The organism is Longimicrobium sp., assembly GCF_036399935.1.
In the GTDB taxonomy this organism is placed as follows: Bacteria; Gemmatimonadota; Gemmatimonadetes; order Longimicrobiales; family Longimicrobiaceae; genus Longimicrobium.
Map to the genome: position 1 here is coordinate 140691 of NZ_DASWMD010000002.1, position 15902 is coordinate 156592.

Sequence of the window (15902 nt, forward strand, 5' to 3'; positions counted from 1 at the left end):
CTTGGCTTCGGCTCGGAAAGCCGTAAGATAACGCGCCCGTCGTGCGCCTCTCAAGGTGCGGGCCGTGCCGCGGTTCATCCAGCAGAGACACTGGATGGAACTTGCATCACTACCCCGCGAGTATGAGCCATGCTCATCCGCGCACGCCCCACGTTCCCCGAACTCCACCGTCGATGAAGCCCAGATCCGCAGTCCTGCGCTGGCTGGCGCTCGCCATGCTGGCAGTGCCGCTGTGCACGGCGGCGCCCGTGCTGGCGCAGGCCCCCGCCGCCGAATCGGCCCAGCCCGCCGGCCCCGCGCCGGGGGTGAACCCCGCGCAGGCCCCCGGCGGCGCCGAACAGGCCCCGGTGGCCACCTCCGAAGAGGCGCAGCCCGCCGAAGAGGCCCAGCCCGGGTTGATGGGCTCCATCGACCGGGCGATGGGGACGGTGAACCAGGTGATCTCCGCCGTGTTCTTCTTCGACGTGCTGTTCTTCACCGACGCGGCCGTGCTGCCGCTGGTGGTGCTCTGGCTGGTGCTGGGCGCCATCTTCTTCACGGTGAAGATGAACTTCATCAACTTCCGCGGGTTCGGCCACGCCATCCAGGTGGTGCGCGGCAAGTACAGCGACCCCACCGACGTGGGGGAGGTCAGCCACTTCCAGGCGCTCAGTGCGGCGCTCTCCGCCACGGTGGGGCTGGGCAACATCGCGGGCGTGGCCATCGCGGTGAGCGTGGGCGGCCCGGGCGCCACCTTCTGGATGATCGTCGCAGGCCTGCTGGGAATGAGCAGCAAGTTCGCCGAGTGCACGCTGGGCCAGCAGTACCGCGAAGTGCGCCCCGACGGCCGCATCATGGGCGGCGCCATGGAGTACCTGTCCAAGGGATTGAAGGAGAAGGGCTGGCCGCGGCTGGGGATGTTCCTGGCCGTGATGTTCAGCATCCTGTGCATCGGCGGCTCGTTGGGCGGGGGCAACAGCTTCCAGGTGAACCAGTCGCTGAACGCCATGCAGGAAACGCTGCCGTTCCTGGCCGAGCAGCCGTGGATCTACGGCCTGTTCATGACGGTGATCACGGGCGTGGTGATCGTCGGCGGGATCAAGCGCATCGCCAACGTGGCGGAAAAGATCGTCCCGCTGATGTGCGGCGTGTACGTGCTGGCCGCGCTGGCCATCCTGGCGATGAACTTCAGCGCCATTCCCGGCGCCATCGGCGCCATCGTCTCGCAGGCGTTCACCCCCGCGGCGGGGTACGGCGGGTTCATCGGCGTGCTGGTGACGGGCTTCCGGCGCGCGGCGTTCAGCAACGAGGCGGGCGCCGGCTCGGCGGCCATCGCGCACTCGGCGGCCAAGACGCCGTATCCCGTGCGCGAAGGCATCGTGGCGCTGCTGGAGCCCTTCATCGACACCGTCGTCGTGTGCACCATGACGGCGCTGGTGATCGTGATCACGGGCGCGTACAACAACCCCGAGTACGCCGACCTGGTGTCGCAGAGCAAGGGCGCGGCGCTGACCTCGCGGGCCATGGGCGAGTACATCTCGTTCTTCCCCTACGTGCTCTCGTTCGCCGTGTTCCTGTTCGCCTATTCGACCATGATCTCGTGGTCGTACTACGGCGAGCGGTGCTGGGCCTGGCTGTTCGGCGACCGCAGCACGCGCGTGTACCAGGCGCTGTTCCTGCTCTTCGTGTTCCTGGGCTCCATCATCACCTCCGTGAACGTGCTGGAGTTCGGCGACCTGATGATTTTGGGGATGGCCTTCCCCAACATCCTGGGCGTGGTGATGCTGAGCGGAAACGTCAAGCGCGAGCTGACGGCCTACTGGGCCAAGCTCAAGAGCGGCGAAATCCGCCGCTACGACGCGCACGCCGTGGCGGGCGATTGATCTTTCGGCGCGCGCCGTGCACAGTCGGCGCGCGGGCAGTTGTGGGCCGGCCCGGGAACACCGGGCCGGTCTCGTTTACCAGGCCAGCGACCCGTACTCCATGACTGACAGGAACGACCCCGCGGTGCCGGCGCCGGACGCGTTCGAGCGCGAACTGTCGACGGACCTCGACGACCGCACGCCCGACAAGCCGCGCGGCATGCCGCTCCATACCAAGATCCTGCTGGGGCTGGTGATCGGCGCCGCGGCGGGGCTGGGGGCCAACGCCCTGCTGGGGGCCGACCATCCGGGGCTGGCGTGGACGGTCAACAACGTGGCCTCGCCCATCGGCGCGCTCTTCCTGCGGCTGCTGCTGATGGTGGTGATGCCGCTCGTCTTTTCCGCCCTGGTGGTGGGGGTGGCGGGCATCGGCGACATCCGCAAGCTGGGCCGCGTGGGCGCCAAGGCCTTCGGCTACACCCTGGTGGTGTCGGCCATCTCGGTGGTGATCGGCATCACCCTGGCGAACACCATCCGCCCGGGCGAGCGCATCGACGCCACCACCGCCGCGGGGCTCGAGGCGCGCTACGGGCAGGACGCCGCCAAGCGGGTGGAGGCGGCCACGGGAAACGATGCGGCGAAAAAGCCGGTGCTGACCCAGGTGGTGGAAACCATCGTTCCCGCCAACCCGGTGGCCGCGGCGGCGGGAGAAACGCCCAACCTGCTGCACGTGATGTTCTTCGCCCTGGCGCTGGGCGTGGCCTCCACGCTGGTGCGGCCCACCGTGGCGGCGCCCTTCATCAAGGTGATGGAGGCGCTGTTCGACATCTCGGTGAAGCTGATCGAGCTGATCATGAAGATGGCGCCCTACGCCGTGGCGGCCCTGCTCTTCGCCAACACCGCCGGCTTCGGGCTGGACCTGCTGGGCACGCTGGCGTGGTTCATGGCCACGGTGCTGCTGGGGCTGGCGCTGCAGATGTTCGGCGTCTACTCCATCTCTGTCGCCCTGCTGTCGCGCATTCCACCGCTGGAGTTCTTCAAGCGGATCAAGACGGTGATGATGACGGCGTTCAGCACCTCGTCGTCCAACGCCACACTGCCGACCGCACTGCGGGTGACGGAAAAGAACCTGGGCGTGCCGCCGGAGATCAACTCGTTCGTGCTGACGGTGGGCGCCACGGCCAACCAGAACGGAACGGCGCTGTACGAGGGGGTCACGGTGCTCTTCCTGGCGCAGATCGCGGGGGTGGACCTGTCGCTGGGCGCGCAGATCACCATCGCGTACATGGCCATCCTGGGCGGCATCGGCACGGCGGGGGTGCCGTCGGGCTCCATTCCCTTCATCATCGTCATGCTGGCGTCCATCGGCGTGAACCCGGCGCTGATCGGCATCATCCTGGGCGTGGACCGCATCCTGGACATGTGCCGGACCACGCTGAACGTGGCGGGAGACATCACCGCCGCTACGTACGTCGCGCGCTCGGAGGGCTACACGCTGCTCGGAGGCCGCGGCAGCCCGCCCGCACCGATCTGATCGGCGTCGAGCGGCCCGTCCATCGCATGATGGACGGGCCGCTTGACCGTGCGCCGCCGCCGTCGCATTCTCTCCCGTCCTCCGCCGTCTTCCCTGCCCCGTCCAGCGTACGAAATTCCTCCAATGCTGAAGAAGCTCGCCTACGTGGTCCTGGGGCTGGTGGTGGTCGTCGTGTGCGTCGCGGCGGGAGGCCGATGGTGGCTGGGGCGTTCGGCGTCCCCCGGCGGAGACGCCCGGCTGGCCGGGCTGGAGCAGCCGGTGGAGGTGTGGCGCGACTCGCTGGGCGTGCCCCACGTGTGGGCGAAGACGGATGCGGACCTGTTCCGCGCCATGGGCTACGTGCACGCGCAGGACCGGCTGTTCCAGATGGAGATGTTCCGGCGCGTGGCCGACGGGCGCCTGGCCGAGATCCTCGGCGAGCCGCTGGTGGATACCGACAAGTTCCTGCGCACCGTGGGGATGGGGCACTCGGCGGAGGAGAGCGTTCGGAGGCTGACGCCGGAGCAGCGCCGGCTGATGCAGGCCTACGCGGACGGGGTGAACGCGTGGATCGCCGACCATCCCGGGCCGCTCCCGCCGGAGTTCGTCACGCTGCGCTTCGAACCCGAGCCGTGGACCGTCCGCAACAGCATGTCCATCGCCAAGATCATGGCGTGGGACCTGGCCGACTGGGAGGTGGGCCTTTCCGTGCAGCAGGCCATCGACCGCGTGGGCGAGGCGCTGGGGCGCGAGCTGATGCCCTTCTACCCCGACTCGGGGCTCACCATCGTCGGTGCCGACGCGCAGTGGCGCGGGAAGGGCGGTGCGGCTCCCGCGGCGGCTCCGGGGCCCGCCCCGCGCGTCTCCGGCCCCGTTCCCCGCGTCGATGCCCCGCCGCTCGCCCTTCACCTGCTGGAAGGTGTGGCCGCGGCGCACGCCTCCAACTCCTGGGTCGTCGGCGGCAGCCGGACTCGCTCGGGCAAGCCGATCCTGGCCAACGACATGCACCTGACGCTGCGGGCGCCCGCCATCTGGTACCTGGCGGCCCTGCACGGCGGCGGCTTCAACGTCACCGGGATGACGCTTCCCGGCGTTCCCGTCGTGATCGCCGGACACAACGACCGCGTGGCGTGGGGCTACACCAACGCCATGGTGGACGACGTTGATTTCTACGTCGAGCAGGTGGATTCTGCCGATTCGGGACGCTATCGCACGCCGGACGGATGGGCGCGGTTCACCGTCCGCCGCGAGGTGATCCGCGTGAAGGGGGGCGACTCGGTGGTGCACCAGGTCCGCGGCACCCGCCATGGCCCCGTGCTCTCCGACGTGGACGAACGTGGCGGGAACCGCGTGATGTCCATGCGCTGGACGGCGTACGAGCTTTCCACCGAGATCACCGCCCTGCTGGGGATGAACCGCGCGCGCTCGGCAAGCGAGTTCGTCCAGGCGTTGCGGGGGTTCAACAACCCGCACCAGAACGTGGTCTTCGCCGACGTGGAGGGGCGGATCGGCTACTGGATGGGCGGGCGCGTCCCGGTGCGCCGCGGCGGGGACGGCGTGCTTCCCGTCCCCGGATGGACGGATGAAGGCGAGTGGGTGCGCTTCCTGGAGTTCGACGAGCACCCCCACGTGCTGGACCCCGCGGACGGGTTCGTCGTCACCGCCAACAACCGGCAGGCCGGCGCGGACTATCCCCATCACATTACCACCCACTGGGCGGAGCCGTACCGGGCGATGCGGATCCGCCAGATAGTGGAAGCCGGGCGCGGGCTGACCGCGGCGGACGTGCTCCGCCAGCAGATGGACGTCACCGACGCCTTCGCCCTGCGCCACCTGCCCCGCGCCATCCAGGCGGCGGAGCGCGCAAGCCTGGCCGAGGCCGCGCGCGAGCTGCGGGGGTGGAACGGCGAGGCGCGGGTGGACTCACGCGCCGCGGCGCTCTTCTACACCTGGTTCGAGGAGCTGCGCACCCGCGTGGGGCACGACGAGTTCCGGGGGCGCAGCATGTACTTTCCCCGCGCCACGCTGGAGCGAATCCTGGAGCGCGGCACCAGCCCGTGGGTGGACGACGTGACGACGCCGGCGACGGAGACGCTCGATGAGCTCTCCGCCACGGCGATGAAAACGGCGGTGCAGCGCGTGGGCGAGCAGCGCTGGGGCGACCTTCACCAGACGTCCATCGACCATCCGCTGGGCGTCGTGAACGTGCTGGACCGCGCCCTGGACCTGAACATCGGCCCGTTCCCCAACCGCGGCTCGTTCCACACGGTAAACGTGAGCGGATACGGCAGCCGCCAGCCGCCGTTCCGGAACGCCTACGGGGCCAGCCAGCGCCACGTGGTCGACATGGCCGACGTGGACGGCGCCGGCGGATTCGTGATCCCCACCGGGCAGAGCGGCAACCCCCTCTCCGACCACTACCGGGACCAGAACGCCATGTGGCGCGAAGGCCGCCTCTGGCTCATTCCCCTGGACCGCGCCAGGGCCGAGGCGCGCACCGTCAGCCGCATCCGCCTGACGCCGCGCTGACTACGAACCAGGTCCCTGAATGCCGAAGCCCCCGTGAGCAAGGCGATCTCACGGGGGCTTCGTGGTCCCGCCGGTCGCGGGCTCAGCGGCCGGCAAGTTGGCAGGCGAGGGCAAAGGTTTCCAGCTCGCGCCATTCCAACGCCGTCCAGGTGCTCCATGTTCCTCCGATGTCATCCGAGCTGTACACCAGTTCCTCGTTCAAGAACTGGTACAGCGCCATCATGCGGTGGCGGTAGCCGCGGCAATCCACTTGATAGGTAACGAGTTCAAGGTTGTACGTGTCGCCCGTGCTGTCGGTGTGGGGCGTGTCGTACGTCCGGCCGACCGTGGCTTCTAGGTAGCCTGAGGGCAGGATCCGCAGCGTTTCCCTGTTCACGTATTCGGACCTGCCGTTGAAGCGCAAGCCCGCCGCCCACGGTTCCGATTCGGCCGAGGTCTCGGCGGAGCCCGGGGCGGAGCGGACGCGGTCCGCGCGCGGCGTCACGCGGCGCGGCGGCGGCGTAGCGGGAACCTCGAACGCGTATCGCCCGGCCGGGCTCTGGAGCAGTGCCCGAACGTCTGCCGCCGAAACCGCGAAATTGAGGTTCTGTCCGCCCTGCAGGAGAGAGACGGCCACTCCGACCACCTCGCCGGCTTCGTTCAGCACCGGCCCGCCAGACGAACCGCTGGAGATCGGCGCGGTGATCTGGATGAGGCGCTGGCCGTTCTCGTTCCGGATGCCGCTCACGATGCCGTCCGAAACCGTGTTCGCCAAGCCCAGCGGGGACCCGATCACCACCACCCTCTCCCCGACGCGCGGCGGCGCAGCGGAGATGGCGAGCCGCTCGGCGGGGTCTCCCATCCGGGGCAGCACAGCGAGGTCGACCGTGGAGCTCGTAGCCTCAGCGAACTGCGTGGTGCCCTGCAGCAGGCCGTCTGCGTCGAACACTTCGGCGCGCCCCGCACCCTCGACGACGTGCGCGTTCGTGATCACGCGGCCGTCCGGCCCGTAGAACCCGCTCCCGCTGCCCAGCGCGGCGCCACGGGCATCGAAGGTCCGAATCTGCACCACGGCGGGCCGGACGCGCTCGATCAGCGTGGGCAGGTCCGGGCCGCCCTGTGCGGCGACCGGGCTCTGCAGGGCAAGCAGCGCGGCGATCACCGCCAGGCTCGAACGGCAGTACATGCGTTTTCTCGTGCTGGGGTTCCTGCGCCTCGCGCCAGGTCCGGCGCGAGCACACTCCACGATGCGGCGAGTACCATGCGGATCGCAAGCGTCTTGTCCCGCCGTTCGCGTGGGGAGCGCGTGGAAGCGCCCTGAAGGGTGCCCGCCGCCCCCGTGCGTGGCCCGCCCGGCCCACATTCGCGCACCCGGGAGCGGTGCCGAGGACAGGGGTAGTGCGCGACTGGAGCCTCATCTGCACACCGGGCTCAAAAGCTCCGAAACACGACGAGCCCCCGAAGGGCGTAAGCACGTCGGGGGCTCGAAGTCAGGGCAGTGCGCCTGGGCCGATTCGAACGGCCGACCTCACGCTTATCAGGCGGCTCCTCCCCGGCTGCAGGGCCCTGCCGGCTGTTCGGACACCCATTTGGACACCCCGGCGGCGCACCGGCCAGACGCTTCATCGCCCCTCCGTCAGCTGGCGGCGTCCAGCCGCGGCGGCTCAGGCGGGGGGTCGTCCGGCAGCCAGTCCGCGATGCCGGCGATCTCCTCCGCCTGGCGCCACGCCGCCTCCAGCGCAGCCAGTTCGCCACGCAGCGCTTCGCGCTCCAGCTCGTCGTGCACGGCCATTTCCAACGCCAGCCTGCGGGTGCCCCGCACCCAGCCGTCCGCGGAGTGGTCATCCACCGGTATCCGGTCCGCGGCGCCACGGCGCAGGTACATCTCCGCCGATCCGCTGGCCGCGAGCAGGTTCACCGCCGCCTGCACCCTGTCGCGGCCGGCGCCGGCGGCGTTCAGTTCCAGCATTCCCCGGCGCAGCACGGTGCGCGCGTTTTCCGCGTTCAGCACCAGCACGCCGTCGCGCCAGCTGCCCAGCCCGGGCAAGACCTCGTCCTCCGGCACCTCCAGTTCCAGCCCCACATGCCCCTCGAAGGTGAAGGCGAGCCGGGCCGCTCGAAAGTCGAAGCCGTCCACGTCTAACCCCGAGTACGGCAGGAGCGAGCGGGACTGCAGCCGGGGGCGCCACTGCGCCGCGAGCAGCAGGCCCTTGGTCAGCAGGAAGAAAACCGCCGCGGCCCCTGCAAAGCCGACCGCCATCGACGTAATCATGCCCGCCGGCACGATTACCGTCACACCCACCACCGCTGCAGCCGCCGCGCGCCGGCGCTGCATGATCGTCCCGTAGCGCCACACCGCCAGCTCGCCCGGCAGCGCGCGGCCAATGCGGATCAGCCGGGTTCCGTCGCGGAGCTTCGTCAGCCCGACGTTTTCGCTCTGCACCCGTACCCGCGTGTCGCGGAACCGGCGCTCCGCCTCCTCTACGGCCTCCCAGCGCTCGTGGAGTGGCGCCAGGTTCCACCGCGCGCACCTGGGGCAGACAACCCACAGGCGCCCCTTCGCCGCGTCGAACGCCAGGCTGCGCCCGACGGGAAAGTGCTCGATCGACTCGTTGGCTCCCAGCGCCGACCAGCAGAAGATGCATGCGCGGTACATCGTCAGTACGCCACCGGGACGAGGGGGGAACGGGGAAAGGGCGACCACGTCGCTCCCGGCGACGTCGCCCACCTGGCCGGGATGGTTCCTCCGACGTGTCCACCGCGAGTTCTACCCGGACCGCAGACGCGCAGAGGTCGTCCGTGACGAATCCGGCGAGCTTCACGTCCTTCCTCTGGCAGAGCGCGGCCAGGAAGAGGAAGTGTTCCCAGGGTTTCAGGCGCCCCGTGCGGAGGGCAAGCTCGGCCCCCCGCAGGAGGTACAGGCCGTGCTCGGGTCCGGGCGCGAAGCCGGGATCGAATCCGTCCCGCGCCCACCCCACCAGCTCCCGGATCGTCCTCAAGTGCTGCTGGAGCACCCGCTCGGGATCTGCGTCGCTCCTGATCCGTCGCATTCGGGCGCTGCGGCACCGGTGGAGGTCCTGGTGAACGAAATGGGCGCAGAAGCGCCGGTGGCGAGCCACCGAGGGCGGAACAAGCTAACCGCGCGGGGCACACGCGAAAAGCGGCGGCTCCCAGCCCCCCGGTCGAGCCGATCGGTGCGACGCGTACCCGGGCCCGCCGTGCGGCAGCGCCGGCTCATTCCTTTCGAAACCCGTGCAGGTCTAAGAACAGGCGGCACTCCTCCACCGCGCCCGTGGCGATCTCGCCGGTGCCGCCGCCCACGGCGAAGAGCCGGCCGGAAAGGGCGGCGAGGCCGAGCCGCTTGCGCGCCGTCTGCATCTCCGGCCTCCACCCCACCCGCCTCCGGGGTCTAGCACTGCGCGAGGCGCGTGGGCCCGGCCCCGGCGTCTCCACCCACCTGGTACAGCACGCCGTCCATCTCCGCGAGCGCCGCGTCCCAGGCGCGGCGTGGGAACGTCGTCGAGCTCATTCCATCGCCCGGACGCGGGATCGTAGGATTCCGCGTGGCCGGACGGGCGCCCGTGGCGCAGCCCCGGCTGCGGCACTGGAAAAAAAGTTCTTGATCTGGAAGCCCGACGGGAGGCATATTCGGCAACCCGTCCGCCGTCCTCCTGCGGCATTAGCGCCTTCTCGCCTCCACCCCGCCCCCACCCATGACACAGAGCCCCTACCTGAGCGGCCCCCGCATCGACCCCGCGCGCATCGGCGCCGGGATGAGCATCACCGAGCTGGTGGACGGCACCTTCCAGGCGTACAACGCCGGGCGGATGCGCGAGGCCTGCCAGCTCCTCGCCCGGCGCATGCTGGAGGACGACGTGACGGTGGGGCTGGCGGTGACCGGCGCGCTGACCCCGGCCGGGCTGGGGATGAGCGCGCTGATCCCGCTGGTGGAAGCGGGGTTCGTGGACTGGATCGTCTCCACCGGCGCCAACCTGTACCACGACACTCATTTCGGGATCGGCCTCCCGCTGCACCAGGGCAGCCCGCACGTGTCGGACGTGGTGCTGCTGCGCGACGAGGTGGTGCGCATCTACGACGTCTTCCTGGACTTCTCGGTGCTCCTCGACACCGACGAGTTCTTCTGGGAGATCATCGGCGCCGACGAGTTCCAGCGCACGATGTCCACGGCCGAGTTCCACTATCTGTGCGGCCGCTACGTCGCCGAGCGCGAGCGGGCGCTGGGGCTGGGGCGCAAGTCGCTCCTGGCCGCCGCCTGGGAGCACGCCGTCCCCGTCTACACCCCCGCCCCGGGCGACTCCACCATCGGGATGAACGTGGCGGCCAAGGCGCTGCGCGGGAACCGGCTGGCGTTCGACGTGAATGCCGACGTCAACGAGACCGCGGCCATCGTCCTCGACGCCAAGCGCCGGGGCGGCAAGAGCGCCATCTGGATCCTGGGCGGAGGCAGTCCCAAGAACTTCGCCCTGCAGACCGAGCCGCAGATCCGCGAGGTGATGGGGATGGAGGAGCGGGGGCACGACTACTTCCTGCAGATCACCGACGCACGCCCCGACACGGGCGGCCTCTCCGGCGCCACCCCGGCCGAGGCGGTGAGCTGGGGCAAGGTCGATCCCGAGATGCTCCCCAACGCGGTGACCGCCTACGTCGACTCCACCATCGCCCTTCCCCTGCTCACCGCCTACGCGCTGGAGAACCGCGCGCCGCGCACCCCCCGGCGGCTGATGGACCGGCGCGGCGCCATGCTCGAACGGCTCGCCGCCGAGTTCGACCGCTTCGCGCGCGACGAGGCGGCGCAGCAGGCGGCGCGCGACTACGCCGCCCAGGCCCGCCGCGCGTTCACCCCGGCGTGAGTCGCGGCGCGGCGCCCCGCCTTCCCCCCTACGCGAGCGCCAGCGCCCCCGCGTCGAAGCCCGGGACGGCGGCGCGCAGCACCTCCTCGGCAAAGGGCTCGAAGCGCTCCGGCGCGGCGTCGGCAATGGCGCCCACCCACCGGTCGAAACGCTCCCCCTCGCGCTCCTGCCGCGCCAGCATCTGCATCAGTACCTCGCGGCGCCCGTCGGGGAGCCCCGGGTGCGTGGCGGCCCACCCCCGCAGCCGCTCCGAAAGGCCCTCGTACAGCCGGTCGTTCACATCGCACAGCCGCTCGTAGTAGGCGCGCGGCGATTCCATCCCCGGCGCCCGCACCGACAGGATCTCGTTGCCGATGCACAGGTACGAGGGGTCGAAGACCCGCCCCTCGGCCAGGTTGCGCTGGTGCAGCTCGGTCTCGGGGAGCGAAAAGGGAACGAACACCGACGGGATCACGTTGGGGCACCGCGCCGACAGGTCGCTGAGGAAAAGGAAGGTCTCGTCGGAAAAGTCGCGCGGGTCGTACCCGTAGATGTAGTTGGCCACGACTAGGAAGTCGCAGTCGGAAAAGATCGCGGCGAAGTCGGCGCCGCGGTTCTTGGCGAAGGGCGAGTTCACGTTTTCGATCCCCACCTCGGCCATCACCCACCCCGCGTTCCCCAGCGCGCGGCGGAAGCCGGCGTCGCGCAGCATGGAGCTGGTGGTGAAGGAGATGAAGTGGCGGTCCTCGAGCCCCGCCAGCCCCTGCAGCAGCTCGCGCCCGGCGCGTCCCACCCCCAGCGTAGGGTCGTTGAACACGACCAGCGGCTCGCCGCCCCCGGCCACGTTGCGCACCACCTCGCCCGGCTCCTGCGCGTCGTAGCGGGTGGTGGCGTCGCTGCAGAAGGCGCAGGTGTACGGGCACCCGGTAGAGGCGAGGGCGTTCATGAACCCCTGCCCGGGGATGAACCCCAGTTCGCGGAAGCGCGCGTGGTGCGGAAAGCGGTCCACCGGCACGTCGGTCTCGTAGCGCGGCTGCAGCGCCCCCGCCGCGGCGTCGGCCACCATCCGCAGCAGCAGGTCGCGGTTGCAGCGCCCCACCACGGCGTCGGCGCCCGCGCGCAGGCAGTGGCCGGGGAAGCTCACCGCGTGCGGGCCGCACACCACCACCCGGCAGTCGGCGCGCTCCCGCGCCTGGCGGATGGCCGTCTGCAGGCGGTACGCGGCCACGCTGAACAGCACCAGGAACACCAGCTCGGCCCCGGGCGCCCTGGAGCCGGGCGGATCCCAGTGCACGGACACCTCGTGCCCCGCCTCGGCTGCCCAGGTGGCGCACGCCATCATCATCACGTTCTGGCGGTCGTCGCGCCCGTCGCTGCAGTAGCGCACGTTGGCCACCGGGTACTCGGCGGTCAGCTGCTCGAAGTGGATGCGCATGGTCGGCTACGCGGTTTCTTTCCGGCTTCGGGGAGGTGGGCGTCGGCGTCAGCGCGACACGCGCCGGCCGTCCACGATCATGTGACAGGTGCAGGCGCGGCCGTACATCCCGCGTTCGTGGAGGACGTCGCGGGCCCACCACACCGGCTGCGACAGCAGGAGGTGGCGGAGGCGGTGGCCGAAGTTGTTGACGCTGATCGACGCGTCGAGCGACTGCACCCGGTGCCACCAGCCGCGGGGGATGAACAGCATCTCGCCCGGGTGCAGCACCACCTCGTGCAGCCGCGCCCGGGCGAAGCGCGGGTGGCGGGCGGGGTCCCAGCTGTCGGGGTCCACCGAGGCCAGCGTGCAGCGGTACTCGTACTTTTCGCTGGGGTAGAGCATGGGCGACTGGTCGGGCGCGGCGAGGAGCACGCGCTTGCGGCCGAGCACCTGCGCCAGGACGTTGTCCATCCAGTCCTGGTGGAACCCGGACACGGTCCCCGCCGGGCCCAGCCAGGCGAATACCCGGTTCAGCACCGTGTGCCGGCGCAGCAGGGAGAAGTCGACGTCGTTCACCAGTTGCGGGAGAACGGTGAAGATGTCGAAGAGGGAGAGGTAGGGCACCCGGCCGGGCGCCGCGGCCGCGCCGCTGGCCAGCGCGTTCAGGAACTCGCCCAGCTTCACGTGCCGCAGCGCCGTCTCGCCCTGGATCACGTTGCCCTCTTCCAGGCACACCTGGCACTCGGCGTTCAGCCGCGCCAGCGACTGGAACGACCAGCGCCGCATCGCCGGCCACTCGTCCATCATCCCGGTCAGCAGCACCGGCCGCCCCGGGCGGAGGTAGCGGGCGGCGAACTCGCGCGGCGACAGGCGGGCCACGCGGTCCACCTCTCCGCGCGGCTGGACGGCTGGCTCCGGCGCCGTGATCACGACGGCCTCGGGAGAATGGGAGACGGGCGCATTCCGGCGCAGGACAGGGACGCGGAGGTCTCGTGGATCGGCACGAGCGTTTTCCGACACTCTACGTAAGCCCGGTGTTCGCCATTGCGCAATGCTTTCGTTGCCGGCGTGTCCCCCCCGTGCCGCCCCGTCGCCGGTGCCGCCGCCCGGGTGGGTGACGGCGCGGTGATCCCTGACCGCCGCGCGGAGCACGACTGGTCTGCCGACAAATGGCTGCAGCAGACGCGTGTTGAGACGTTCCAGAGATCTGGCCCGGCGGTCCTCCGCCGCCCGCATCAGGCCGCCAGGCGCCACGAGGAGTGGATCTGCCGGTAATCGCAGGTGAGCTCTTCGCCCGCGGCGATGTCGCGCAGCGCGACGCATCGATCGCCCACCTGGTCGAGGTTGGGCTGGGGGGAGTGATTCATGAACCGCCCGTTGTCGACCTCGCAGAAGGTGAATCCCGGCTCCCGGTCGTCCTGGTACCCGTAGTGCTCCAAAAAGCCGCGCATCAGCGGCGGCATCCGCTCCACCTCCTCGTTGGAGAAGGCCAGGTCGAACCGGTCGTCCCACCTGCAGGCCACGGTTCCGGCGGCGATCGGCCTGGTGGCGAACAGCCCCACGCCGTGGATGGGGCTGGACGCGACGAAGGTGGCAACGGTCATCATGGCTGGTCCGGGGCGGAGCGGTGGGAAGGAAGCCGGGCGCACGGGCGCCGGGGCCGGGGTAGCCGGGCAAGCACGGCGTTGGACCGAGCACACATGAAAGCGTTCTCCGTTCCGGCGCGCAATCGGCCCCGCCACCCCCGGCGCCCGCCCGCGTGGACGCCACGCCGGGCGACGTGGTGACCGGCCGGCGACCCGCCCGCTGCCCGGCGAGTGACGTGGGGCTGGTCGACCCGTTCGGCCTGGCTGTTCCGGAAACCGGCCCGCTCAGCAGCCGACGCCGCCCGAGTCCGGGTGGCGGGGGGCCGGCGGAAGCGGCTCCAGCCCCAGCCGCCCCTCCCATTCCTCCAGCGTCATCGACAGCAGCCCGGCCGGCTCGCTCCCCGCGGGGATGGCGCCGCGCGGCAGCAGCAGGTAGGGGATGCAGGTGAGCGAAACCCCCCACTCGTGCGGGCCGGCGTAGATGTAGCGCGCCCCCGCGTAGATCTCGGTGAGGGGCATCCCCCGGTCTTCGCCCCACAGGGACATGGTGCGCCCGATGTGGCGGATGCGCGCGTCGAGGATGGCCTCGGCCTGGGCGCGGGTGGGGGTGACCTCCACCCTGCCGCCGGGGCGCACCGTCTCGTGCGCCGGGATGGTGTTCACGTCCTCCATGAACAGCGTGGCGCAGCGGCCGCGGTCGCGCGCCACCCCCACCGCGATCGCCGACCACGCGTACGCCGGCCCCCGCACCCCCACGTCCTTGTTGGCGCAGATGATGTGCGCCCCCGGCAGCGGCGGGAAGCGCCGCCGGTCGCGCCGGCCCCCCGGCTCGCGGTCGAGCCGCCCGAACAGCCGCTCGCCCGCGTCCAGCACCGGTCCGATCGGGTACAGCGGGATCCCGTTGAAGCGGTCGATCGGCTCCGCGGCGCCGTGCGCCAGGGCGGACGCGCGGGCCAGGTCCACCCCCCAGATGACGCCGTTGATCCCCGTGAACGAGGTGGCGGTGAGGAAGTTGATCTCCCCGAAGTAGGCGTCGTCCATCTCGCAGCGGTCGTACGAGAAGATCTCCTCCATCCCGGGGTCCAGGTCCGAGCAGTCCACCTTGTTGACCGACAGCTTCATCGCGTTCACGTATCCGTGGCCGCTGGCGCCGGGGTTCAGGTAGCCCATGCAGTGCCGGTCGAAGGGGCCGATGGCGCCGTTCACCACGTCGGCCATGGAAAGCGGGGGCGGGATGCTCATGCTCTACATCGTTGGAGGCGGGGGAGGAGGCCGGACCGGAAGGTCCGATGCCCAGGAATCGGATGATCGGAACGCCGGCTGGGCGAAGGGTCCGCCCGGCGCCGGCCGGAAGGCCGCGCGACGATCGGCGCGGACGAAGGGGGACGTGCGGCGGCGGATCAGAAGCCGCACTCGTCCCCGATCCACCCCACCACCAGGCGAACCAGGCGCAGCCGGCAGCCGGAGAAGGAGTGGTCGGCCCGCAGCACCACGCTGCGCACGCGGCGCGAGCCGGCCGCCCGCAGCGCGTCGGCGACCGGGTGCTGGTGCTCTTCGGGCGGGAGCTCCAGGTCGCGGCTTCCCCCCACCATCAGTACGGGGCGCGTGGCCAGGGCGGGGGCAACCCCCACGAGGTCGAAGGCCTCGGCGTGCTCCATCTGCTCGCGCAGGAGCGCGTCGGGGCTCTCGGCGCGGATCGGGCGCCCCTCGCCCACCGTCGCCTCCAGGTAGCCCAGCCACCGCTCCCGCTCGTCGGGGTCGTCGCGGTAGCAAAGCCCATCGGCGCCCAGGTTCTCCAGCCCCATCGCCACGGCGCCGCACACCGCGGCGTCGTGCGCGGCCACCCACAGCGCCAGCCACGCGCCGGTGCTGTGCCCCGCCAGCACGATGCGCCCGCCGTCCACCCGGTAGCGCTCGCGGGCCTGGGGGGCGCGCAGGAAGGCGAGCGCCGCCGTCACGTCGTCGGCTGCGTTCCGCCAGGAAAAGAGGCCGCCGCTCCCCCACGCCCCGCGGTAGTGGAAGAAGAGGACGCCGATTCCCGCCCGGCGCAGCGCCTGGGCCAGGTCCAGGCTGCGCTCGTTGCCGGGGAAGCCGTGCAGCAGCACCACGGCCGGGTGCGGACCGGGCCCGGCGGGCAGGTACAGGTGCCCGTTCATCCTCGTTCCGGCGACGGGGATCCACAACTCC

General features: G+C 70.9%; 12 protein-coding genes. 4 read left to right on the forward strand and 8 right to left on the reverse strand.

What is annotated here, in order from left to right; translation table 11 throughout:
• Positions 1–173 precede the first annotated feature (173 nt).
• The 3 genes from VGB24_RS01160 (at position 174) to VGB24_RS01170 (ending at position 5883) form a co-directional block, all read left to right on the forward strand.
• On the forward strand, positions 174–1862 hold the full coding sequence (locus tag VGB24_RS01160; RefSeq protein WP_331071119.1) for an amino acid carrier protein: 1689 nt from the start codon (positions 174–176) through the stop codon (positions 1860–1862).
• 100 nt (positions 1863–1962) lie between these two features.
• On the forward strand, positions 1963–3375 hold the full coding sequence (locus VGB24_RS01165; RefSeq protein ID WP_331071120.1) for a dicarboxylate/amino acid:cation symporter: 1413 nt from the start codon (positions 1963–1965) through the stop codon (positions 3373–3375).
• 123 nt (positions 3376–3498) lie between these two features.
• Positions 3499–5883 carry a penicillin acylase family protein gene (locus tag VGB24_RS01170; RefSeq protein ID WP_331071121.1) on the forward strand — a complete coding sequence of 795 codons (2385 nt, stop codon included), beginning with the start codon at positions 3499–3501 and terminating at the stop codon, positions 5881–5883.
• An 82-nt stretch (positions 5884–5965) separates the two neighbouring features.
• Here VGB24_RS01170 and VGB24_RS01175 read toward each other — a convergent pair whose 3' ends face one another.
• The 3 genes from VGB24_RS01175 to VGB24_RS01185 all read right to left on the reverse strand — a co-directional run bounded on the left by VGB24_RS01175 (position 5966) and on the right by VGB24_RS01185 (position 9240).
• Positions 5966–7024, reverse strand: coding sequence for a S1C family serine protease (locus VGB24_RS01175; protein WP_331071122.1), 1059 nt, complete (start codon positions 7022–7024; stop codon positions 5966–5968).
• Positions 7025–7498: 474 nt separating this feature from the next.
• Positions 7499–8518 (reverse strand): hypothetical protein, encoded by a 1020-nt coding sequence (locus VGB24_RS01180; RefSeq protein ID WP_331071123.1) that lies wholly within the window; start codon positions 8516–8518, stop codon positions 7499–7501.
• A gap of 578 nt (positions 8519–9096) precedes the next feature.
• Entirely contained in the window at positions 9097–9240 is a 144-nt protein-coding gene (locus VGB24_RS01185) for a hypothetical protein (RefSeq protein ID WP_331071124.1), read from the reverse strand.
• A 335-nt stretch (positions 9241–9575) separates the two neighbouring features.
• Between VGB24_RS01185 and VGB24_RS01190 the strand changes: the two genes are divergently transcribed.
• Positions 9576–10733 (forward strand): homospermidine biosynthesis protein, encoded by a 1158-nt coding sequence (locus VGB24_RS01190; RefSeq protein WP_331071125.1) that lies wholly within the window; start codon positions 9576–9578, stop codon positions 10731–10733.
• A gap of 28 nt (positions 10734–10761) precedes the next feature.
• Here the strand turns inward: VGB24_RS01190 and VGB24_RS01195 are convergent, their stop codons facing one another.
• From VGB24_RS01195 to VGB24_RS01215, 5 genes are all read right to left on the reverse strand, one after another.
• Positions 10762–12147, reverse strand: coding sequence for a hypothetical protein (locus VGB24_RS01195; RefSeq protein WP_331071126.1), 1386 nt, complete (start codon positions 12145–12147; stop codon positions 10762–10764).
• 48 nt (positions 12148–12195) lie between these two features.
• A complete protein-coding gene (locus VGB24_RS01200; RefSeq protein ID WP_331071127.1) occupies positions 12196–13059 on the reverse strand; it encodes a cupin-like domain-containing protein in 864 nt (287 codons plus the stop codon).
• 305 nt (positions 13060–13364) lie between these two features.
• Entirely contained in the window at positions 13365–13736 is a 372-nt protein-coding gene (locus VGB24_RS01205; protein WP_331071128.1) for an SET domain-containing protein, read from the reverse strand.
• 264 nt (positions 13737–14000) lie between these two features.
• Positions 14001–14957, reverse strand: coding sequence for a histidine decarboxylase, pyruvoyl type (locus tag VGB24_RS01210; protein WP_331071129.1), 957 nt, complete (start codon positions 14955–14957; stop codon positions 14001–14003).
• A 158-nt stretch (positions 14958–15115) separates the two neighbouring features.
• Positions 15116–15871, reverse strand: a complete 756-nt coding sequence (locus tag VGB24_RS01215; RefSeq protein WP_331071130.1) for an alpha/beta hydrolase family protein — start codon at positions 15869–15871, stop codon at positions 15116–15118.
• Between the last annotated feature and the right edge of the window lie 31 nt (positions 15872–15902).